Raw genomic sequence first — 20038 nt, 5'->3', positions numbered from 1 at the left:
AGGGCAGCAGGCAACGCGAAAGCGAGCGAAAGGCGTGGTGAACGCACGGTGAGCAATAAACCCGGTCGGAACAATCCGCTGGCGGCGGCCGAGCGTGCCGACCGCAACCGCAAGATCGCGATCCAGGTGGGTGTCGCGGCGGTGCTCGTCGGTCTCGTCGCCGCCATCGGCATCGGGATCGCCCTGCGCGGTTCCGACTCCGAGGACCTGGGCCCGATCCCCAGCGTGATCGCGGGTAGCCCCACCAGCGCGGGCGCCACGCCGGCCGCCGAGGCCCCGGATCCGGTGGCATCCACCGGCGCCATCGTCGTCGGCAATCCGGATGCCAAGGTCACCGTGCGCGTCGTCGCCGACCTGCAATGCCCGATCTGCAAGTTGTTCGAGGAAGCCAACGGTCAGGTGCTCGCCGACGGCGTCGCCAACGGCACTGTGAAGGTCGAATACAACATCGCCTCGTTCCTCGACGAGATGTCGACCACCGACTTCTCCTCGCGCGGCGCCAACGCCGCCTACTGCGTCACCGATACCGGCGTCGACAAGTTCCAGGCCTGGTTGCAGGCCATGTTCGCGCAGCAGCCGCCGGAGGGCGGCAACGGCCTGTCCGACGATCAGCTGATCGAGATCGCCAAGTCGGTCGGCTACACCGATCCGAGCGTCGCCCAGTGCATCACCGACCGCACCTACGACAAGTTCGTCAAGGCCAAGTCGAAGAAGCTGCTGGACGAGGGCATCAAGGGCACGCCGACCGTCTTCGTCAACGGTGAGCAGGTCCAGACCCGCGAAGCGCTGTTCACCCCCGGTGGGCTGGCGCCGGTGATCGCGCAGGCCGCAGGGCAGTGATCGCGGCCGCCCCCAGATCCGCCTGGGTACTGCTGATCGGTGGTCTGGCCGGCTGGATCGCGTCGTTCACGCTCACCGTCGAACGGTTCAAACTGTTCGTCGACCCCGCCTACCAACCCTCGTGCAGCCTCAACCCGATCCTGTCCTGCGGTTCGGTGATGACCACCGACCAAGCGGCGCTGTTCGGGTTCCCCAACCCGATCATCGGTGTCGCCGGGTTCGCGGTGGTCGTCACCCTGGCCGTGCTCGCGGTGGCCGGTGTGGCGCTGCCGCGCTGGATCTGGATCGGGCTGTGGCTGGGCACGGTCGCGGGCACGGTGTTCATCTGCTGGCTGATCTTCCAGAGCCTGTACCGGATCGGCGCGCTGTGCCCGTACTGCATGGTCGTGTGGGCCATCATCACGCCGTTGCTGGCCATCGTCACCCAGACGCTCTGGGGCGGTTCGCGCGGGCCGATGCGGGTGGTCGCGGAATGGCGGTGGACGTTCGTCGCGCTGTTCTACGCCGTGGTGCTGCTGCTGATCTTCCTGCGGTTCCAGGACTACTGGCTGTCGCTGGTCTGAGGACTAGTTGGGCGTCCCGGGCGCGAGGACGACGCGGACGGTGCGTTGTCCACCCGGGCCGCTCACGCCCAGCTCGACGATGTCGTTCGGTTTGTGTTTGTTGATCGCGGCGCGCAGGGCGCGAGCGCTGGTGACGATTTTCCCGTCGATCGAGGTGATGACCTCGCCGTCGGCCAGGCCGGCGTTATGTGCGGGCAGTCCGTAGATGGCGACGTCGACGCGGGCGCCACTGGGCCGTGCATCGGAGATCAGCACTCCTAGGGTGGCGGTCGGGCCGACGTGCACGGTCTCGGTCGGCGTCCCCGAACGGATCTGGCGCACCACCCGCATCGCGGTATCGATCGGCACCGCGTACCCGACAGGCGGGCGTTGCGCCTTCATGCCCGGATCCTCGTCCTCCTGATCCCCGGAGGCCGCCGCGATCACCCCGACCACCGCGCCCGCGTGATCGGCCAGCGCGCCACCGGATTGGCCCGAACTCACCGCCGCGCTGATCTCGACCATCCCGGTGAGCGCCTTGCGGGACAGGTCCGCCGAATTCAACGCCAGGATGGTGCTGTCCAGATCGGAGATGCGCCCGGCCACCGCGGTCGGCTCGCCGGTGCCGCCGGCATTGCCGATCGCCATGACCTCATCGCGCAGTCGCAAACCCGAGGAACTGCCGAGCCGGGCCGTGGTCAGGCCGGTCGCGCCGACCAGACCGAGCAGCGCGATATCGGTGCTGGAGTCGTAGCCGAGCACCTGCGCGTCGTAGACCAGGCCGTCGGAAACCCGGGTGACCTTCACCGACTCCGCGCCCTTGACCACGTGATGGCTGGTGAGCACCTGGCCGTCGGCGGTCAGCACGATGCCCGAGCCGGCGGCACCCACGCCGAACGGCTTGGTCGAGACGTTGATGTTCACCAGCACCGGTTCGAGGCCGGCCGCCACCGCCACCGGGTCCAGCGGCGGCCGCGGGGCGACCACGGCCGGTGCGGCGGCGGGCACGCGCTCCAGCGTCGGCCAACCGGGCAGCTCACCGCGATAACCGAGGAAGGCCGCCACGGCCAGGATGGTGGCGACGACGGCCGCGCCCAACCGGCCGGCGCCACCCCGTCGACGGGGGCGGTCGTCCCGCTGGTTATCGCGCGAATCGTGCCAGTCGCCGTCCATGCGCCTCCCGCTTCACCCGCAGCCGATCGCTCCATTGTCGCCCGAGTACCGGGCTCGAGGCGCGCGAATTCCCGTCGCGCGGCGTTGAGCTGGGGAAATGGATCGCGAAACGGGTTCGCTCGGCACGCGGGCCCGGTGGATCAGTCGCGCTTGGGACGGCGAATCCGGATCAGGCGATGATGCGGCCGTTCGGGTTTGGGCAGCGGTAGTGGCGCGTCCTCGGCCGGCACTTCCACGTCGTAGCGGCGGATGTAGGCGCCGGCGAACGCTTGCAGGGTCGCGGTCACCGGGATGGCCAGCAGCGCGCCCGTCGGGCCTAGTATTGCCGCCCCCGCGAGGACCGCGCCGAAGGCCACCGCCGGATGCATATCGAGGGTCGTCGCGGTGATCCTCGGTTGCAGCACGTAATTCTCGAACTGCTGGTACAGGATGATGAAGCCGATCACCCACAACCCGTCGGGCGGATTGTTGACCACCGCCACCACCACCGGCAGCGCACCGGCCAGATAGGTACCGACGGTCGGGATGAACTGCGAAACCACACCCACCCACAACGCCAGCGCGAACGCCGACGGCACATCGAACACCCGCAGCATGATGTAGTGCGCCAGCGTCGACACCAGCGCGAGCAGGCCGCGCGAATAGATGTAGCCGCCGGTCTTCTCCACCGCGATATCCCAGGCGCGCAACACATGTCGCTGTTTGTTCGGCGGCAGCAGCGAGCAGACCGCATTGCGGAAGCGCGGGCCGTCGGCGGCGAAATAGTAGGTGAACAGCAGCACGCCGAGCGCCTGGAACAGCGCCGCCACCGCGGTGGTGCCGATGCCCCACACATTGCCCGCCAGCCCCACCGCATAGCCCTCGAGGCTGGAACTCCACTCGGTGGCGTACTTCTCGATATCGTCGCCGGACATATCGGTTTTGAAGGTCTTGTTGACCAGGTCGACCGCTTCATCCGCATAGCGCGGCGCGTTTTCCACCAGCGTGGTGACCTGCTCCACCAGCAGCGACCCCAGGGTCCACACGAATCCGACCACCACCAGCAGCAGCGTCAGGAACACCACGCCGGTGGCCGGGCCGCGCCGCCAGCCGTGCCGGGCCAGCCAGTTCACCGCAGGCTCGATGGCAAAGGCCAGAAACAGCGACACCATCAGCACCGTCAGCAGCCCCTGCAACTGCTGCAGCAGCCAGAACGCCACCACGAAACCCGCCACCGTCGCCGCCGCGAGCAGGAACGCGCGCAACAGCCACGGGGGCGGATTCAGTTGGCCCGCGGGATCGGGCCGGTCTGCTGGTCTCTGATCGTCCTCGGCAGCCACACCGTCAAATTACCGAGGCGGGAGCGGGGTCGCTGACGAGATCGGCGGCGCGCCGAGGAGTTCACCGACGACGGTGGGGAGTGCCTGGCCGACAGCCCTCGCGGTCAGCGGCCCGCCGCCCCGTGCGAGGTGCGCGATCATGGCGGCTCGTCCGTGTACGAACGCCGCCAACTCGCCGGCGTCCAGCGCGTCCAGTCCCGCGGCCATCAGTGCACCCGCGATGCCCGCCAGAATGTCACCGGCCCCGGCGGTCGCGAGCCATGGTGGTGCCTCCGCCTGGCTGGCCACAACTCCCCGCGGCCCAACGATGATCGTCGTCGGCCCCTTGACCAGGACGGTCACCTCCAGGGCACGAGCCAGCTCACGGCCGTAGTGCAATGGCCGGGCTTCGACCTCCGTGCGTTCGGTGGGGCGGCCCAGCCAGCCCATCATGCGTGCAAGCTCCCCGGCGTGGGGTGTGAGCAGAACCCGATCGGCGTTCGACGGGCGTTCGCCGTCGAGTCGTCGTCGCACACAGGCTTCGAGAGCGCCGGCATCGACCACGCACGGCAGCCCGGAACTCAGGGCCTCGTCGATGGCCTTGTCCTGGAGTGGGTCGTCCTCGACTCCCGACCCGAGCAACCATGCCTGGACCCGTCCGATCCCGGGGACGGCCTCGGGGACGGCGGACAACACTTGAGCAGTGACACTGTCCGGGCCGATGAATCGGGCGATACCGGCCGCGCCGGATTCCACCGCGCCCTGCACGGCAAGTACGGCCGCTCCGGGATAGCGGTCCGAACCTGCGACGATGCCGAGTACGCCGCGCGTGTACTTGTGGGCGACTCGCGGTGGGACCGGCCACCGCGCAGCGAGGTCATCCGCGCCGAGGCGGCGTACGGTTGGGCCGGCCTCGAACTGCGGGAGGCCGACGCTGACGAACTCCAGCTTTCCGGCAGCATGAGCACCCGGTGGCAGCAGCAAGCAGCCCTTCCACGCGCCGAATGTCACCGTCAGGTCGGCACGCACGTGGGGACCATGAATTTCGCCGGTGTCCGGATCAACCCCGCTCGGCAAGTCGACGGCGATCACCGGTGTTCCGGGCGGTATAGCTGCGACCAATTCCGCGGCAGCCCCGCGAAGGCTGCCCTGGCCGCTCTCTCCAACGATTCCGTCCAGAATCAGGTCAGCGGTTCGGAGCGACATCTTTCCGGCGCCGACGTCCGCTCCCGGGATAACCCGGCCACGAGCGGATAACAACTGCCGCACCCCGGGTTCGTAGGCGGTTGCACCGGTGAGTAGCGCGTCCACGCGGACTCCGCGGCGTCGCAATCGAATACCGGCCAGCAACGCGTCAGCACCGTTGTTGCCGGAGCCGACCAGCATGGTCACGCGCCGGCCGTAGACCGCACCGTAACGCCGCTCGAGTTCGTTCGCGACGATGGTCGCCAGACCTGCGGCCGCCTTGCGCAACAGGCGATCCGGGCGACCTGTCTCGAGTTCCTTCGCGACAGCCACCTGAACATCTCTGCCGGGGTACGCCCAGCAGGATTCCGCCGAGGCCTGTTCGATACCCATCATCCGGCGATCAGCCCGCAGCGCCGCGCCAGACCACGAACATGCGGCCTTGCCCTGGCGTGGTCACGAAACAGCAGCTCTCGCAATAGCTCTCGGACAAGGCCGGAGTCGCGCACCTCCTCGGCGGAGATGCGTTCGGCGTCCAACAGTGCCAGTGCGGCTGCCTCGTCCTCTTTGCGTTGCACGTGTCCGCGCGCGGTGTCGACCAGAACTCTGGACTTGCGTTCCACGCTGGGAACATCGTTGACATCCAGCCTGGACGCGTAGTCGATCACAGCATCGGGACGCCCGAGTTCGGCAGAGATCGCCAGGCCGTGAATATCCACGTTGCCTTGTCCGAACATCGTCCACGGATCGTAGGCGGCGCCCAGCGAGCGGGCAGCGTCCTCTGCGACTCGGTGCAGAGCCCACGCGCGGCCGTCTTCGTCGCTCTGCGCTGCGGAGATCGCTGCGGCCAAGTGCAGCATTCCGTAGTCCGCGATCAAATCGGTCGCAGCAGGGTCCTTGTCGAGTCTCTTCTTCAATTCATCGGCTGCCGACAAGCACAACCGGGTCGCTTCGTCCTGTTGTCCGGCGCGTCGATATGAGGCCGATAATGCCCAGGCGCCAAGGGCGATCAAGTGTGGGTCATCTGCCTCGCGTGCGGCATTCATCGCGCGCTCGGCCGCCACCCAGGCGAGGTCGCCCTCGGGTAGATGATGCAGCCACTGCCGGGTGATCTGGTAGGTCCCCGACAGGCTACGTGCTGCACGGCGTCGATCGTCGGCCACCGCATACGCCGCATTGGCGTCAGCCAGCAGGTCTGGCAGAACTCGGCCCAGCGCGCTGTGGGCGGTGGGCGAGGTGTGCCACGTCGTCCACGCCTGGGCGACCCGATTACCTACCTCATCGAGCGAAATATCGGATGACGGTGCCGACTGCGGAACCGCCGCACGCATCATCACTTCCCGAACGGCAGCAACGGCTTCGGTCCTCGGCGGTGTGCTCGGCGCCAGAGTATCTATCGGCCGGCCGAGCAAATCCTCGAGCTTGCATCCGACAACCGTCGCGATGTTGATCAGGTCGGTCAGGCGCTCCGCATGCAGCGCACCACGTTCCACGCCACTGACCCACTGGACGGACTTACCGATTCCCCGCGCGAGATCCAGCTGGGAGATGCCGATCGCACGTCGGTAAGCGGCAATGCTGGTGCCGATGCCCTGCATCAGCGGCTCAGGACTCATGCGCTCCAGCGTACATCGAGAGACTGCTAAAAAATTAGCAGTCGCCCGGGATTTGTGGTGCCAAGGTTGCTGCCAGATGTGCAGCAAGCAGCCGCCGCGAGGCGGTTGACCGCCCACTACCCGCGAGGCACAACATGGCCGACGTCATATCAGCCCTGGTCATAGCAGCAGGCGTTGCCGCCGCCTTCTTCGGCGCGCTGAGGCTATTGGATCGCAACACTGTTCACCCGGTCGGCAGCGTTCCGGTCGGAGACATCCTGCGCCGGTGCGAACAAGAACTACTCGACGCCAGCATGTGGCCGATCAACTGGCCGCATGACGCTCCTGCCGGCGGCGAAATGTCCGTCCCAGCAGCCAGGCAGGTCATGAGAACCCACCTGACCTGTGATCTGTACTCCTGTGCGCGCAAGCGGATCGCTTACCGCACACTCGCCGGCGCCGGCGTTCTCATCCCTGATAGCCGTGGCGAACGGTTCGTCCGGTGACGGATCCGAGCAGTGCGGCGAGTGAGTCTCCGCCCCCCTGGCTGATTCCGAATGAACCCGCCGATCTGGACGATATCGAAGTTCGCGGCTGGGTGCAGGCGTCTGACGGCACCTGGGGTGCGCTCGGATCCGACGGGTTTGTCGTAGATGTCGATCCGCCGCCGGATCATCGGACGCGGCGATGAGCCCGAGACCGGCGACGATCTGGGATCTTCGGGAACGAGGATTCTCGTGCGGGCTCTAATAGTCCTGGCCTGCATGCCGGAACACCCCATGACTTCGCTGAAAATTCGCCGTGCTGGCGACCTTACGGCAGCGATATCGCCAAGACTTCGTCTCGGTCGGCACATCGTCGCCGATGGCTATGTCCGTACGGCATGCTTGTTGTGTCGCATGCTATTTCCCCGACTGTTCTGCTATCAATTGCTGGAACCTGGTCGAGTGACCTGTTCCACTTTGGTCCATGACGGGGTATCTGCTCCTAGCGGGGCTCGGCGACAGGAGGGGTTGTGCGTCTACACCAACAGAGAAGCAGTCGACGTGCCAGATTCCGTGCATCCGTGGGACTATCCACTGCCGCAATCCTACTGGTTGTCGGTGCCGCAACCAGCACGGCTGAACCCACTTCGGACCCCACCCATCCGAGAGCGACAACATCCACTACAACCTCGCCGCGAGCCGCGACACCGACATCACAACAGGTGCCGGAGGATGGAGTCGCGCGCTCAACGACGAATTCGACCGCACCTGCTCCGGCGCAGGCACCGGCGCAGCCACCGAAGTCGAAACCTGGCAGGTGGAAGCCGACCGACAACCCCAATCGCCGTGTCATGCCGGGCAAGATGCGGTCGGACCGAGAAGAGATTCCCGAGGGGTACACAAAGGATGACGCCGACCGCGCAGAAGTGATGGAGGCGGAGCTGAAGGCCAATGGCGGACGCAAACCAGAGTCCGCGGGTACAGCAGCGTTCATCGCCGGTGAAGGTTGCTCTGTGTATTGGCCTGCCCCGTACTACGTGTGCGGCGCAATCCGCGTCAAATATGACTCGCTCGGAGGCCCGAACAGCTTCTTGCTCTGGCCGACGAGTGAAGAGCTCACAAACCCGGACGGGTACGGAAAAAGATCCCACTTTCAGAATGGTCCCATCTACTGGTCTGGCGCAACCGGCGCCCACCCGGTCGTGAACAGCTTTCTGAATCGCTGGGGAATTCATGGCTACGAGGCGGGTTGGCTGAAGTACCCGACGACCGACGAGATCCTGCTACCTGATGGCGGCCGTCGGCAGGAATTCGAGGGTGGCGTCATCTATGTCGCCTTCCAAAACGCCATTGGCTCAGCTCTTCGGAACGGTGCCATTCGTGAAAAATACAACTCCGTCGGCGGTTTGGAGCCGGGCGGCACACTCCTCGGGTACCCCATCCAAGACCAGATCGGACTTCCCCCTGACAACCAAGGGCAGATGGCCCGGTTCCAGAACGGTGTTATCTACTGGTCATCGGAAACTGGCGCCCATATAGTGCAGGGAGAAATCCTCGCCCGATGGGAAGACTCCGGCTACGAGCAAGGTACATTCGGATATCCGATCGGAGAGCAGACCACTGGGCCGAACAACCGGTATACTCAATCATTCCAATACGGGACGATCGAAGTCTACACCCTCTTTACCCATCAATTCGAGTACGAAGATGCCGCTGGCATTATCAAACTATGCGTATTCGCTGGGCGTGCAGACCGAGTGCACATCAGCACCTGGGGACAGAATCCAACCGGAAAAACAGCATCGGGGCATGCATGGTGGGTGGCAATCAAGGACTGCAAACCCATGACAACCGCAACCGTCACCGCCCAACTGCAGTACAAAAACTCCAGTGGAGACTGGGTCGATCGCGGAGACCTAGCGGTAGCGACAAAAGTGTACCCAGGCGGCGGCAGTGGCCAGAGAGCAGCGGCCAACGGTCCGTGCAACGGAACTTCATCGACCACCTGGCGCGTCGAGATCGACGTCGATGTCAACGGGTCGCCGGACGCACCCAACAAGGAATACGGACAGGAAAATACATTCGCTTGCGGCTAGAGAAATGAGAGAATGGCCTCTGTGATATTGACCAGCGAATGCTTCATCGCCGTGTACGGTACGCTTCGGCGGCACCCGTGGAACAAGCTCGGTCAACCGGGCGAGGATGCGTATAGCCTGTTCAACAAGTACGCCGAAGCGCTCAACTGGTCCGATTCGGCTGCACTCGCGGTAGGTGAGGCAGACCGGCCACGCGGGTATGCCGGAGTCCTCTGGGGCATGAACGACGCTGGAGGGGCCTGGCCGTCCGGCGAATCGAGCTGTGACGACCACGTGCTCTGGGTCCAAACGAGCCTTGCACAGCCGTATGAACAGCCATGGATTCCGATCGCTCAACTAAATCTTTGCGCAGAAAAGACCCTGCAAAGAGTCGGTACGCTTTCGCTGGCTGGAGTGCAGATGATGTTTCCTCTAGGCTACGAATTGATACATCAGCCGCACACCTGGGGCGCACTTGCCATGTCGGACCCGAACGCTCGCACAGATCTGCGGGTCGAGATCGAAGGCGGCGAGGACGACACTTTCGTCGGTAGGGCCAACGACCTTGTCGGCGAGTTGAATTCGTCATGCGAAATTACTGGCTTGATGTTCGACGACGCGGTAACCTCGGATTCTTCCGATTACCTTTTGACTGAGCCCTCCGAGATGAGTCGAAATGTCTGGCTAGGAAATAGCGCAGGGAGAATCGAAACGCGCGTTTCCGTTCCGGAGCTATCGTTCGATGTGAGTAGCTATATAATCACGCAACTAGCTCGATCAAGTCAGGTCGTCGGCCTTTCGAACCCGGTTCTTATCACGATTCGCCGCGAAGGCGGGCTGCGGTCCAGAGGGCTGTAGAACTAGATTGGAGCGTACGTCACCAGTGAGAGCCATCGTCATATACTCCGCCGCACTTGGAACGCTTCTCGGTGCGGTATTCGCTGGCGCATTCTGGTGGCTGATCGTCGGCGGCGCAGGGACGGCAACACTTAGTTGCGCCGCAATCGATCCCGAAATGACCGAGACCATCAATGTCGCGTTCGCCTACGAGCCTTGGACAGTCTCCGTCGGCCTGGTTCTCATCGGTACTCTCGTCGGGGCGGTCGTCGGTCTGCTCACCCGGGTCTTCACAGCGCGCTCGCGAACGGACTTCTCCAGATCGGACTGACGACCTACGTCGGCCGCTGGCTTCGCCCCTTGGAGCCGTCCGACCGAATCACCGTGGTCATTCCGGAGTGGTCGGTGATCTCGTCCACGAGCGTTTCCCGGCGAGTTCAAGGGCAAGTCGCTCAACGAGATCAAGAAGGAATGTGGCGTCAAGTGAACGCAGATGAGGACTCGGCGGGCCGGCGGCCTCTCTGGCCAGAGGATCTGACTGCCGAAGAGATGCGCTCCAACCTCGGTGGTCTGTCTCTATCGGATCTTGTGGCTAGGTTCTCTGTCGAAGGCGAGTACGACGACTTCTACGAAGCCGTTGCCGAAGAGCTGTACAGGCAGGGGCAGGCCGGTATCGAGGTGCTCGGTCAGGAACTAGTGGGTCGGCGTGTTCCACAGTTGCGCGCAGCGCTCACCGTGCTTGCCCTCCATCAGGGTGAAGATCCAGCATTTGTGGACGCAGTGAGAACCCTGGTCGGCGGCTCTGAACCCGTGGTTGTCGCTGACGCGATCAGGATTCTCGGCTCGCTCGGAGCTACTGACATGGGACAGGCTGTCCGTCGAACGGGGGATCATCAGGCGCCGATCGTCCGCGCTGCAGTACTGGACTATCTGGCTCGGGCAGAGCCGGATTCGGCGCGTCCAGCGTTGATGCAGGGGCTGAACGATTCCGACTACATCGTGCGGGAGACGGCCGTCGACGCTCTCGACGACCTGGGCGTCACCGATGCGGTATCGGCGATTGAAATGTTGCTGGAAGACCCGCACGAAGATGTCCGCCTGGCGGCGCGAACCGCAGTGGATAACCTGCGCGGTCGTTCAAGTTGACTGGAACTGCCCGAGCACGTGGCAGGTGAACTGTTCGACCTGCTCGGATCGGTTCGCGTGTGAAGCTGGAGGCCGGCAAGCACCGGCCTCGCGTCTGAGGTGCGCCGGGTGCTTGCCGATCTTCCACCGATCTGTCACTGTTGATCGCATGATCTTCGGAAAGGACGACACCACCGCTATCCGGTGAGTGTTCTCGGGCAGCGGGAAGCTGCGAACATCCGCAATAAATGGCTCGGCCGGTTGCTGTGCACCGAACCAGCCGATCGTTCGGCCGCCGAAGCGGCCATCTCTGAAATCTATGAACTGGTTGGGTTGAGCCCACCTCGTTTCCGCTGGGCGTCATCGCCGTTCATCGCGCTGACGACAGGTGAGCCCGGCGGGCGCGGTGCTCTGGCGGCCGAACTTCCATTGAACAAGAATCCGGTCGCCCGGGCACTGTCGTCACTCCACGTCGATCGCTCGCTCGACGGGCAACGGGCCTGCCGGATGTTCGAGCCGCTGGTCACCTGGCAGCTGGCGCGCACCTGGACCGCCGTCACGCAGCGCATCCTCGGTGCGGCTGATCGCCCACTGTTGAGCGGGCGGTACCGGATGGAAACCTGCTGGGGTTCGGCATGGTCGGATTTCCCTGCGGCCGTGGACGATAAGGCGGCTCGGCTGTGGGAACTGTGGGCCATCGTCGCGGCAGCCTGCGGGCCGTGGTGGCCGGGTGAGCACCACTGCGTGGTCACCGAACGCCCGCAGCTGCTCGCGACCGAGCCGGCCGGCGACTTCGGAGAGGTGGGGCTGCATCGCGCCGACGGTCCGGCGGTCCGCTACGGCGACGGCTGGGAACTGTATTTCTGGCACGGCACCCACGTCCCCGCCTGGGTGATCACCGACCCCACCGCCGATGCCATCGACCGCGAAAACAATGCCGAAGTCAGACGGTGTGCGATCGAAAGTCTCGGTTGGCCCGCCTATTTGGAAGAAGCCGGAACACGGCTCATGGCCACGGCGCCCGACCCCGGCAACCACGGTTTCGAACTGATGCTCTACGACGCACCCCGCAACCAGCGGGTCCTTGTCGCGGTGAACGGTTCGGTCGAACGCGACGGAACCCGCCGCCGCTACGGCCTCACCGTCCCCGGCTACTTCACCGATCCCGTCGACGCCGCGGCCTGGACCTATGGCCTGACCGGCGCCCAGTACGCCCAACTCCTGCATCGAACCTGAGGTGAACGCTATGACCGACGCACTCGTTCTCGAACAACTCGACCATTCCGTGCGCATCCCGGTTATCGACGGGATGTACGCCCAAGGCGACCTGATCGTCATCCCGCTGTCCATGCTCGATTCGGTCGAACCGCGCGCCGACGCGAGCTGGCGCCAGGTCCCGCCCGACGGCATCGAGGTGCTACGCGGAACCGCAGGCGGAAATCCCCACGTCCTCGTCGCCGAACTGGGCACCTGCCGCTGGACCGTCGAGGTGGTCGACCCGACCGGCCTGGCACTCGGCATCTTCACGGCCACCGACGCCGCCTACCTCATGCACCCCGAACACGGCGCCACCGCCAGCACCCCGGGCACCTACGTGATCCGCAGACAACGCGAACACTCCCACTCCCACTCCCGCACCCGCCTCGTCGCCGACTGAAAGCGAGGTCCCGCCGCCGGGAGTGATCTCGGCGGCGGGACGTCCGACTTGTATTGGTCCGAACGCATTTCCGGTTCGCCCGGGCCATCAAGCTGCGAGGGCCGGCGGATGGATGTGCGGAACGGCTGCGGTCCCCAGCGTGGTGGAACGCTTGGTACTTCAGGCAGCCGCGCGGCGAACCGGCTCGCTGCGGTAGCGGGACGGGCGGCCGTCGATGCCCAGCACCTTCCACACCAGTTTCGAGACCGGGTTCATCAATCCGCTCTGTTCGGCGAGGGCGCGGACGTCGGCGAAGATGTCGCGCAGGGCGTTGCTGGATTCCTCGCTGCGCCAGTACATGTCCTTGACCACCGACTGCGGGATCTCGAACTTTTCGATGAATTCCTTGGGCGGGGTGGCGATCATTTCGCACATGATGCGCATGGCGGTGGGGAACAGCAGCGACAGTACGAAGCGGGTGGCGGGGTGCATCTTGGGGACGTTGCGGCGCAGGTATTCGTGTGCGAAGGAGATGTGGCGGGCTTCCTCGGCCACGTGAATCTGCATGACCCGCTGCACCATCGGGTGCATCTGGTCGCCGCCGCGCAGAATCGACTTCTGCAGATGGTCGATGGGTTCTTCGCCGCCGAGCACCATGGTGAAGAAGAACTCGGGGAAGTACTTCACCGCCGGCCAGATGACCATCGTCAGCTTGCGGTCGATGGAGCCCATGCCGATGACGTCCTCGCCGATGCGATTGATCATCTCCTGGAACATGAGCGTGTGGTTGCACTCTTCGGCCGCCTCATGGGTGATGAAGCGGAATTCCGGATCGCCGTTGGGCAGCGACACCACATACTGCATGAGCCCGCGGATCAGCAGCTGCTCGAAGTCGAGCCCGACCTTCGCGATCCCGGCTTGGCGCCACATACCCATCGCGATCTGCTTCTCGACGGGCAGCGACTTGTACCAGGGATGGCGGCCCAGCGGGTCGGCCTCGGGCAGAATCCAGCGCCGGTCGGTGCGGTCGACGCCATAGTCGGGGGAGTCCCAGTCGATGTCGACGTAGGGATCGAAGTGCTTGTTGACCGAGCCCTCGGACAGCCCCTGCAGCACCTCGCGATAGGTCTGTTCAGGGGTTTTGCCTGTCGATACAGCGGACAGCGTCATCGGTGTCTCCCTCGTTCCAGCGTCCGGGAAAAATTACCTGGGACCCGGAGTCCCACTAAATCGTATCCGCTCCCCCCACTTCCATACAAGGTTGTATGGACCCGCCGTCCCGCACTCAGCGCTACATGAGCGAGGCAAACGCCGAGAAGCCCGCACGCTCATGTAGCTCTCGACGGAGGTTGTCAGGCCTGTTCGAGTCGGGCCAGCTGTTCCGCGACGTCGAAGTGTGGCGGCGGCCAGTCGAGGCCCAGGTCCTGCAACGCCGCGATGAGCAGTTCGGTGACGGCCAGGCGCGAGTACCACTTGTGGTCGGCCGGCAGCACGAACCATGGCGCGTGCTCGGTGCTGGTCCGGTCGAGGATGGCCTGGTAGGCGTCCTGGTACGCGGGCCAGAAGGCGCGTTCGTCGATATCGGAAGGGTTGAACTTCCAGTACTTGTCGGGGCGCTCCAGGCGCTGGCGCAGGCGCTTCTTCTGCTCCTCGAGCGAGACGAACATGGCCACCTTCACCAGCGTGATGCCCTCATCGGTGAGTTCGCGCTCGAAGGCGTTGATCTCGTCGTAGCGCTCGCCCCAGACGGTGGCGGGCACGAGGTTGTGCACCCGCACCACCAGCACGTCTTCGTAGTGCGAACGGTCGAACACGCCGATCTGGCCGCCCCGCGGCAGCTCCTTGCGGATGCGCCACAGGTAGTGGTGGCGCTTCTCCTCTTCGGTCGGCACCCCGAACGCGGCATGGTCGACGCCCTGCGGGTCGACCGAGCCGATCACATGACGAACGATGCCGCCCTTGCCCGCGGTATCCATGCCCTGCAAAACCAGCAGCACGCTGCGTGAATCACCGGACCGGCCATTGGCGTACAGCTTTTCCTGGAGCTCCGACAGTACCCGCCCGCGTTCCAGGAGCAGCGCCTCACCGAGTTTCTTGTCGCCGTCGAAACCCGGACGCGCCGAGGTGTCGAGTTCGGCGATGCGCACGCCGTCGGCCTGCAAGGCTTCCCGGACCGGAACCGACCAGTGCTTCACCATTCGTCAGGCCTACCACAACCGCGGGCCGGATCAGCGGATCTGGGCGAGTTTGAGCAGCTGGCAAGCGAAATCGGCGTCGGTGACAGGGGTGAGGGTGAGCTCGTCGGCAGTGGTGAGCAGATAGCGGCCGTCCCCGCTGACATCGAGCCAGGTGCGATGACGGGTCGGCGGCGACATGGGATTGTCCGGCTCCACCGTGACGGTGATGAACCCGCGCCCGTCGACCGGCTTACGCAGCGCGCGCCGGAATCGGGCCGCGCCGCGCTCACCGTTGGCGGAGAAGGTCTGACCGTTGCCCGCGTGGTCGGTGGCACCGAGCACGGCGTCCTGCGGTTCGCGCATCGTCCCGGCCCGGCCCGGTCGCGCCGGGCCGATCACCTCCACCAGCAGCTCACCGAGGGCGCGGGCATGACTCATCTGCACCGTGACCGTGCTGGTGGCGGCTACCAGGATCGCGGCGTGCTGATGCACCACGGCGGCGAAGGCCAGGATGCGTTCGGGACAATCGCCCGCGGCGGCGGTGCGTTCGCCGGAGACGGTGATGGTGGTGGCGTCGGCGCGGGCGCACAACATGAGCGCGGCAGCCAGATCAGGATCGGCCTGTCTGGCGAACCGCTGCGGTAATCGCAGGCTCAGATGATCGGTTTCGGTGCGCACGGTGGCGGCGGGCGCCATATTGACCGGATAGGGGCGGCGATCCAGATCGGTTTCGTTCTGCCAGACGTAGCTGAATTCGTCCGGGGTGAGTACCCATTTCACAGTGGCAGGCTCCCGCCGCCGGTGGAGTCGGTGCGGGGTACCGCGAAGCGAGGCACCCGATCTCCCGAAGCGGGGATGGCGGGGGAGTAGACGTGTGTCATGAGGTCCTGGACGTCGGCGGTGACGGCCGCCGCCGCGATGTCGTGATCCATTCTGCGTTGCCCACCGTGCACGGCCTCGGCTGCGGGATCGTCGAGCGGACGATACGGCTGCGGCGGGGGGATCGCAGCCCGAATCGTCTGCGCCGCATCGCGGTCGAGCTCGAGTAGTCCGGCGACGGCGGCGCATACCTCGTGCGCGTCGGTGCCGGCCCGGATGAATTCGCGGGTGGCCTGCGCGGCGGCGTCGGCGGTCCGGCCGGACCAGCGCGCGAATTCGCGATTGGTGGCGTCGCCGAATACCCGGAACGCCTCGGCCAGCGCGCCGGCATTGGCCCGCCAGACCGCCGCCGTCCGGTCCAGCGCGGCCGGATCCATCACCTCGTGCACGCGGTCCCAGATCTCCTGATGGGTGTAGCCGATGAAATGCTCGCGCTCCGGTGCGTACGGTGGATCGACGTCACCGGAGGGTGCGGCCTCGTCTGCCATGGTGCGCTCCTCACTCGATGGATCACCGCGGCGCCAGATGTGCGGCGACGAGGTCGATCGCGGCCTTGTTGGCGGCCTCGGCGTCGGCGAACCGTTTGCCCGCCGCCAGATAGGCCGCCTTATACAGCAGCGCGGTCTCTTGGAGCGCGGTCAGAGTGTCGAGATATTCGCGCCCCTTGTTACCGAAACCGCGCGCCAGTCCGTGGCCGGTGGGGAGATCGGGAAATCCGGAAACCTCGGTGATCAGGTGCGATTCGGCTCTGGCCCGATCCAGATCGTCGACCAAGGTGTCGCAGGCCGCGGCCAGATTCGTGGCCACATCCTCGTCGAGTTCGAACGGCGCGGCACCGCCGTCCACCGCCGCGACGTACAGCTGCCGAGCCCGGCTCTGCCCCGTTTCCGGTACCGCCATCTGGGCTCCCCCTTCCGCTCGGTCCATCACATCCCCGCCGCGTCGATTCGGACTCTACCGGTCGGAAATACGCGGTGGGCTGCCTTGCGGTCCCGGTATCGGGACCCCGGCTGTGATGTCGCGCACGATAACGACGGTTACACTCGCCAGCTGTGTCCGAGACCGATGCACCGCTGCCGAAATACCTGCGCATCGCCGAGGACATCCGGGGGCGGATCGAGCGGGGCGAACTCGGGGTGGGCGACGAAGTGGAGTCCGAACGCGAGCTGGCGGTGCGGTGGTCGGTGGCGCGGCCGACGGCGGCGAAGGCGCTGAATACGTTGCGGCAGAGCGGGATCGTGGAATCGCGGCGTGGGGCGGGGACGTTCGTTGCGCGGCGCGCTCCGGCGGTGCGGGACGGCAATGCGCCGGGGTGGGTGCGCGGGGGCAGCCTGGGCGACTTTATGCACGGTGAGCGTTCGTCCGGGTGGGTGCGCGAGAGCGAGCGGGATCAAACGATGCACGGTGATCGCTCGTCCGGGTGGGTGCGCGCGAGCGGCCGGGGTGAATCGATGGGCGGTGATCGCTGGTCCGGGTGGGCGAGCTCGGGCGGTACGGAGGTCAGGGGTTCGATTCCCCTTAGCTCTACTCCGCTCGATGAAACCGCTGGCGCGGAGGCAGGTGATCGCCGCGTCCGCACAGTCGTCATCGCGGCGAAAGTCACCGAACTGCCAGAGACTGTTGCTGAGATCTTCGGCGGGGCGGGGGACGGAATCGTCCGCCGGGTGGTGATCGATTCCGAAGGTGATGTGCGACTCCGCACGACGTGGTATCCACACGAATTCGCCCCTACGGCAACACGTTTACTGGAACCGTCGCCTATTCCCGGCGGTGCGAATCGCTATCTACAGTCCGTGCTCGGCGCGACCGTAGCCCGCGTGCATGAACGCGTCTGCGCGCGAAGCGTTGCCGAGGACGAGCGCGTTCACCTCGGCCTCGAGCCCGGTGCTCCGGTACTGGTCCGGCAGACCGTGCGCTATGACCCCGCGGGCGGGGTGCTGTCGTTCGCTGAGACGGTTCACCCGCCAGGCCACTGGGTCGCGTAACTCGTTGACAGCCCGGCAACCGAGTGGCATAGTCCACTCGTACGAGAACTGGCATAGTCCACTGGGGGAGGCGCTGTGTTCGATCATTCGCCATCACGCGGTTTGACCATCGGCTCCTGGGTCGTCATCGGCGACGAATGCTCGGTGCGCCGCGCCCCGCTGGCCGATGACGACTACGTCGGCTTCGTATTCGACAGCGGCGGAAGTGAATTCGAGCTAGCTCTCAGTCCCTGCGTCCTACGCCGGATGGCCGACCTCGCCCGCGACGCGGGACCTCAGCCCGGACGGGTCGCCGAGACGTATTGCAGCAGCCGATGGATCTCCTGATCGATCTCGACCAACCCGTGCTCGGCGAACAGGGCCGGGAAGGTATCGGTATCGAACACCCGCAACCCGGACCAGCCGCCGACGATCCGGGTGGCGTGGCCGAAGGCCGAATCCTCGCGGTGGCTGGTGGTGATCGCGATCCGGCCGCCCGGCGCCAGCACGCGGATCATCTCCCGCGCCGCCGCCAGCGGATCCGGAATCAGATACAGCGCACCGAAACAGCACACCGCGTCGAAGGATCCGTCGGCGAACGGCAGGAACCGGGCATCACCGCGCAGATACCCCACTCGCGGACCGGAGTTGTCGGCGACCGCCCGAGCCAGCATCGGCGGCGAATAATCCACGCCCACCGCATAGCCGTCATCGGGCAGCCGCTCACTCAGATAGCGCGTGAAATTACCGGGCCCACAGGCGATATCGAGCACCCGGTGCGCACCACGCAACCGCAGCGACTCGGCCGCGAAACGCCGGTCCGCCTCGGTCGTGCGGCCACTGGCCAGATAGAACAGCGCAGGCCGCCACGCCCGCTCGTACACCGCGGCCAGCGCCGGGTTGTTCATGGTGCGCCGAGCGAGATTCATCGTGCCGACTCCGTTGTCCGCGAGAGATTCATTGCCGTGCCGCGCTCAGCCCCGCTCGACCTCGATGGTCATTCCGGCCGCGCGCAGACGTTCGGTGAGCGCGTCGCCCATCGCGGCCGCCGGGGTGAGCACGCCCGCCAGTTCCGGCAGCTTCGCGCCGTCGAAGGCCAGGCACAGGCCACTCTCACCGAGCAGCACGGCCGTCGCCTGATAACCCGGATCGCCCTGGCCGGCAAAGGTCGCGACGTACTTCGCGCCGGACGTGGTGTGCGCGTAGGTCTTCATGGTGAACCAACCGCTGGTGCGGGCCTGCTCGCTGGGCCCGGTGCCCGGCTTGGGCAGCACCCGATCCAGCAGCTTGCGGCCCACGCTCACCCGCGACAGCAACGCACCCGCCGCCATGGTGGCCACGATCCCGCCGGACATCCCGGCCGCCACCAGCGGCGCCACCGGCGACTTGCCCGCGCTCATCACCTCGCGGTAGCGGAAGTTCTTGCCGTACACCCAGCCCAGCAGCCCGTTGGAGCGGCGCACGATCTTGGTGTTGTGCATGGCCATCACGAAGGTGCCCACCCAGCCGTCCAGGCTCGGGTCGATGGTGCTCGCACGCTGCAATGCCTGATCGGACTGCCGGCCCACATCCGGATCCATCGACTTGTCCGGGCTCAGCGAATACGGATGCGACAGCACCCGCTGCTTCGACGGATCGGCCGCCACCGCCTCCATCATGGCGCGCCCGGAATCGATGGTGCCGCCGCTCACGCCGCCCTTGAGCGAGGCGATCAACGTGGTGTCGGTGAGTTCGCCGGTGTTGTCCTGCACCGACCGCCGGTACAGCTGGTACACGCTCAGATCCGACGGAACCGAGTCGTACCCGCAGGAATTGACGATCTTCGCGCCGGTGCGGGCGGCCTCCTCATGGTGGCGGTCGATCGCCTCGCGGATGAACAGCGGCTCGCCGGTGAGGTCGGCGTAGTGGGTGCCGGCCTTGGCGCAGGCGGCGACCAGCGGCAGACCGTAGCGCAGGTATGGGCCCACGGTGGTTACCACGACGGTGGTGCGGGCGGCGAGGGCGTCGAGCGCGGGCTGATCCGCCGCGTCCGCGACCACCAGATCCCAGCTCGCGGCCGCCGGGCCGAGGTCATCGCGGACCCGGGTCAGCTTGTCCAGCGACCGCCCCGCCAATGCGATCTTGGCGCCTTCGGGCGCGGCGCCGAGCAGATACTGCGCGGTGAGTTTGCCGACGAAACCCGTCGCGCCGAAGAGGACCAGATCGAATTCGCGGCTGTCCGCCATAT

General features: G+C 65.8%; 21 protein-coding genes. 10 read left to right on the top strand and 11 right to left on the bottom strand.

Annotation, left to right across the window (positions count from 1 at the left end):
- Positions 1 to 48: 48 nt before the first annotated feature.
- Both NOCYR_RS25195 and NOCYR_RS25190 read left to right on the top strand, forming a co-directional pair.
- Positions 49 to 840 (top strand): DsbA family protein, encoded by a 792-nt coding sequence (locus NOCYR_RS25195; protein ID WP_014353235.1) that lies wholly within the window; start codon positions 49 to 51, stop codon positions 838 to 840.
- Complete coding sequence (locus NOCYR_RS25190) at positions 837 to 1403, top strand: vitamin K epoxide reductase family protein (protein ID WP_014353234.1); 567 nt, start codon at positions 837 to 839, stop codon at positions 1401 to 1403. Before NOCYR_RS25195 ends, NOCYR_RS25190 begins: the two co-directional genes overlap by 4 nt.
- A 3-nt stretch (positions 1404 to 1406) precedes the next feature.
- Here the strand turns inward: NOCYR_RS25190 and NOCYR_RS25185 are convergent, their stop codons facing one another.
- From NOCYR_RS25185 to NOCYR_RS25170, 4 genes are all read right to left on the bottom strand, one after another.
- Positions 1407 to 2555: a S1C family serine protease gene (locus tag NOCYR_RS25185; RefSeq protein ID WP_014353233.1), complete on the bottom strand. Its 1149-nt coding sequence runs from the start codon at positions 2553 to 2555 to the stop codon at positions 1407 to 1409.
- 140 nt (positions 2556 to 2695) lie between these two features.
- Entirely contained in the window at positions 2696 to 3874 is a 1179-nt protein-coding gene (locus tag NOCYR_RS25180) for an AI-2E family transporter (protein ID WP_014353232.1), read from the bottom strand.
- Between the two features lie 9 nt (positions 3875 to 3883).
- Positions 3884 to 5371 (bottom strand): bifunctional ADP-dependent NAD(P)H-hydrate dehydratase/NAD(P)H-hydrate epimerase, encoded by a 1488-nt coding sequence (locus NOCYR_RS25175; RefSeq protein ID WP_197538398.1) that lies wholly within the window; start codon positions 5369 to 5371, stop codon positions 3884 to 3886.
- A gap of 59 nt (positions 5372 to 5430) precedes the next feature.
- Entirely contained in the window at positions 5431 to 6654 is a 1224-nt protein-coding gene (locus tag NOCYR_RS25170; protein ID WP_048833701.1) for a helix-turn-helix domain-containing protein, read from the bottom strand.
- Positions 6655 to 6788: 134 nt separating this feature from the next.
- Here NOCYR_RS25170 and NOCYR_RS25165 point away from each other — a divergent pair, with 134 nt between their 5' ends.
- From NOCYR_RS25165 to NOCYR_RS25145, 7 genes are all read left to right on the top strand, one after another.
- Positions 6789 to 7139, top strand: coding sequence for a hypothetical protein (locus NOCYR_RS25165; RefSeq protein WP_014353229.1), 351 nt, complete (start codon positions 6789 to 6791; stop codon positions 7137 to 7139).
- 830 nt (positions 7140 to 7969) lie between these two features.
- On the top strand, positions 7970 to 9214 hold the full coding sequence (locus NOCYR_RS28710) for an LGFP repeat-containing protein (RefSeq protein WP_231855988.1): 1245 nt from the start codon (positions 7970 to 7972) through the stop codon (positions 9212 to 9214).
- A 12-nt stretch (positions 9215 to 9226) separates the two neighbouring features.
- Positions 9227 to 10051: a hypothetical protein gene (locus tag NOCYR_RS29505; RefSeq protein ID WP_014353226.1), complete on the top strand. Its 825-nt coding sequence runs from the start codon at positions 9227 to 9229 to the stop codon at positions 10049 to 10051.
- A 25-nt stretch (positions 10052 to 10076) separates the two neighbouring features.
- On the top strand, positions 10077 to 10361 hold the full coding sequence (locus NOCYR_RS29500; protein WP_148280756.1) for a hypothetical protein: 285 nt from the start codon (positions 10077 to 10079) through the stop codon (positions 10359 to 10361).
- A gap of 152 nt (positions 10362 to 10513) precedes the next feature.
- The gene (locus NOCYR_RS25155) at positions 10514 to 11176 is read left to right on the top strand and encodes a HEAT repeat domain-containing protein (RefSeq protein ID WP_158430210.1); all 663 of its coding nucleotides are present in this window, start codon (positions 10514 to 10516) and stop codon (positions 11174 to 11176) included.
- Positions 11177 to 11359: 183 nt separating this feature from the next.
- Positions 11360 to 12391: a DUF6745 domain-containing protein gene (locus NOCYR_RS25150; protein ID WP_048833698.1), complete on the top strand. Its 1032-nt coding sequence runs from the start codon at positions 11360 to 11362 to the stop codon at positions 12389 to 12391.
- Positions 12392 to 12401: 10 nt separating this feature from the next.
- Complete coding sequence (locus NOCYR_RS25145) at positions 12402 to 12812, top strand: hypothetical protein (protein WP_014353223.1); 411 nt, start codon at positions 12402 to 12404, stop codon at positions 12810 to 12812.
- Between the two features lie 159 nt (positions 12813 to 12971).
- Here NOCYR_RS25145 and NOCYR_RS25140 read toward each other — a convergent pair whose 3' ends face one another.
- The 5 genes from NOCYR_RS25140 to NOCYR_RS25120 all read right to left on the bottom strand — a co-directional run bounded on the left by NOCYR_RS25140 (position 12972) and on the right by NOCYR_RS25120 (position 16747).
- Positions 12972 to 13961 carry an AurF N-oxygenase family protein gene (locus tag NOCYR_RS25140; RefSeq protein WP_014353222.1) on the bottom strand — a complete coding sequence of 330 codons (990 nt, stop codon included), beginning with the start codon at positions 13959 to 13961 and terminating at the stop codon, positions 12972 to 12974.
- Positions 13962 to 14143: 182 nt separating this feature from the next.
- Entirely contained in the window at positions 14144 to 14989 is an 846-nt protein-coding gene (locus NOCYR_RS25135) for a polyphosphate kinase 2 family protein (protein ID WP_014353221.1), read from the bottom strand.
- Between the two features lie 30 nt (positions 14990 to 15019).
- Positions 15020 to 15748 (bottom strand): ESX secretion-associated protein EspG, encoded by a 729-nt coding sequence (locus NOCYR_RS25130; RefSeq protein WP_014353220.1) that lies wholly within the window; start codon positions 15746 to 15748, stop codon positions 15020 to 15022.
- On the bottom strand, positions 15745 to 16335 hold the full coding sequence (locus NOCYR_RS25125) for a hypothetical protein (protein WP_014353219.1): 591 nt from the start codon (positions 16333 to 16335) through the stop codon (positions 15745 to 15747). Before NOCYR_RS25125 ends, NOCYR_RS25130 begins: the two co-directional genes overlap by 4 nt.
- 22 nt (positions 16336 to 16357) lie before the next feature.
- Entirely contained in the window at positions 16358 to 16747 is a 390-nt protein-coding gene (locus tag NOCYR_RS25120) for a hypothetical protein (RefSeq protein ID WP_014353218.1), read from the bottom strand.
- Positions 16748 to 16899: 152 nt separating this feature from the next.
- On the opposite strand from NOCYR_RS25120, the gene NOCYR_RS25115 reads away from it, so the two are divergent.
- On the top strand, positions 16900 to 17832 hold the full coding sequence (locus tag NOCYR_RS25115; protein WP_048833697.1) for a GntR family transcriptional regulator: 933 nt from the start codon (positions 16900 to 16902) through the stop codon (positions 17830 to 17832).
- A 275-nt stretch (positions 17833 to 18107) separates the two neighbouring features.
- Here NOCYR_RS25115 and NOCYR_RS25110 read toward each other — a convergent pair whose 3' ends face one another.
- Together NOCYR_RS25110 and NOCYR_RS25105 are read right to left on the bottom strand one after the other, a co-directional pair.
- A complete protein-coding gene (locus NOCYR_RS25110) occupies positions 18108 to 18740 on the bottom strand; it encodes a class I SAM-dependent methyltransferase (protein WP_014353216.1) in 633 nt (210 codons plus the stop codon).
- Between the two features lie 45 nt (positions 18741 to 18785).
- Complete coding sequence (locus NOCYR_RS25105) at positions 18786 to 20036, bottom strand: saccharopine dehydrogenase family protein (protein ID WP_048833696.1); 1251 nt, start codon at positions 20034 to 20036, stop codon at positions 18786 to 18788.
- Between the last annotated feature and the right edge of the window lie 2 nt (positions 20037 to 20038).

Origin of the sequence: Nocardia cyriacigeorgica GUH-2 (genome assembly GCF_000284035.1) — a bacterium.
In the GTDB taxonomy this organism is placed as follows: domain Bacteria; phylum Actinomycetota; class Actinomycetes; order Mycobacteriales; family Mycobacteriaceae; genus Nocardia; species Nocardia cyriacigeorgica_B.
This window is presented reverse-complemented; position numbering and strand designations above follow the sequence as displayed.

What these genes read in the sequence shown, in the direction of transcription:
- NOCYR_RS25185 (WP_014353233.1), bottom strand. Translation starts at nt 2,555, where the DNA reads ATGGACGGCGACTGGCACGATTCGCGCGATAACCAGCGGGACGACCGC.
- NOCYR_RS25170 (WP_048833701.1), bottom strand. Translation starts at nt 6,654, where the DNA reads ATGAGTCCTGAGCCGCTGATGCAGGGCATCGGCACCAGCATTGCCGCT.
- NOCYR_RS25165 (WP_014353229.1), top strand. Translation starts at nt 6,789, where the DNA reads ATGGCCGACGTCATATCAGCCCTGGTCATAGCAGCAGGCGTTGCCGCC.
- NOCYR_RS28710 (WP_231855988.1), top strand. Translation starts at nt 7,970, where the DNA reads ATGCCGGGCAAGATGCGGTCGGACCGAGAAGAGATTCCCGAGGGGTAC.
- NOCYR_RS29505 (WP_014353226.1), top strand. Translation starts at nt 9,227, where the DNA reads ATGGCCTCTGTGATATTGACCAGCGAATGCTTCATCGCCGTGTACGGT.
- NOCYR_RS25145 (WP_014353223.1), top strand. Translation starts at nt 12,402, where the DNA reads ATGACCGACGCACTCGTTCTCGAACAACTCGACCATTCCGTGCGCATC.
- NOCYR_RS25140 (WP_014353222.1), bottom strand. Translation starts at nt 13,961, where the DNA reads ATGACGCTGTCCGCTGTATCGACAGGCAAAACCCCTGAACAGACCTAT.
- NOCYR_RS25135 (WP_014353221.1), bottom strand. Translation starts at nt 14,989, where the DNA reads ATGGTGAAGCACTGGTCGGTTCCGGTCCGGGAAGCCTTGCAGGCCGAC.
- NOCYR_RS25125 (WP_014353219.1), bottom strand. Translation starts at nt 16,335, where the DNA reads ATGGCAGACGAGGCCGCACCCTCCGGTGACGTCGATCCACCGTACGCA.
- NOCYR_RS25120 (WP_014353218.1), bottom strand. Translation starts at nt 16,747, where the DNA reads ATGGCGGTACCGGAAACGGGGCAGAGCCGGGCTCGGCAGCTGTACGTC.
- NOCYR_RS25110 (WP_014353216.1), bottom strand. Translation starts at nt 18,740, where the DNA reads ATGAATCTCGCTCGGCGCACCATGAACAACCCGGCGCTGGCCGCGGTG.
- NOCYR_RS25105 (WP_048833696.1), bottom strand. Translation starts at nt 20,036, where the DNA reads ATGGCGGACAGCCGCGAATTCGATCTGGTCCTCTTCGGCGCGACGGGT.